Source organism: Methylocystis suflitae, assembly GCF_024448135.1.
In the GTDB taxonomy this organism is placed as follows: Bacteria; Pseudomonadota; Alphaproteobacteria; order Rhizobiales; family Beijerinckiaceae; genus Methylocystis; species Methylocystis suflitae.
Genome location: NZ_JAMRYX010000022.1, coordinates 1 through 715 on the forward strand (window position 1 = coordinate 1; position 715 = coordinate 715).

The window sequence follows — 715 nt, forward strand, 5'->3', positions numbered from 1 at the left end:
AGCCACGGGCGGATCGACGAAGAGCGATCACACTGGACGCCAACAAGGCCTATGACGCCGAAGACTTCGTCAATGAACTGCGCGCCATGAAAGTGTCGTCGCATGTGGCACAAAACACCAGCCGTCAGCCAGCGCATTCGCAAAAAGATTGAAGAAGGCTTCGGCTGGATCGAGCTTGCATTGCGCTTTGCGGTATATTTTCGGAATGGAATGCTCATCCGAAGCTCTTCCTGACGACCCAGCGATGCTGAAGGCGATGAGCTGACGCTCGAAGATCTCGAAGTGGCGATGGCGGCGGCTGACGCGTCCAACAAGACGGCCGAAGCCGACGAAGGCGAGGCGTCGTCCTTCGAACGGCCCGAGCCGCGCCGGCGTGGCAAACCACGTGTCGACGCGACAACGCCGCGCGAACGCATCGTGCTCGATCCGGGCGATCAATGACCGCGGTGCGGCGAACCGCTGCTTCTCCTCGGCGAGGACGTTTCCGAGATACTCGACTACATCGCCGCTAAATTGAAGGTAGTGGAGACCGTGCGTCTCAAGAAAGCCTGCCGGTGCTGCGAGAAAGTCGTGCAGACGCCCGCGCCGACGCGTCCGATCTATCGCGGCATGTTCGGCCCCAGTCTGATCGCCCATGTCCTCGTCTCGAAGTTCGACGATCACTTGCCCTTGTATCGGCAGGGTGAAATCTTCGCGCGTCTGGGCGCGGACATTC

2 pseudogenes are annotated in these 715 nt (G+C 60.4%); both read left to right on the plus strand.

The features are described from left to right. A pseudogene (locus NEI07_RS01585) lies at positions 1-234 on the plus strand (hypothetical protein); the annotation flags it as partial. Positions 235-258: 24 nt separating this feature from the next. Further along, positions 259-715: pseudogene (locus NEI07_RS19660) on the plus strand (IS66 family transposase zinc-finger binding domain-containing protein); the annotation flags it as partial.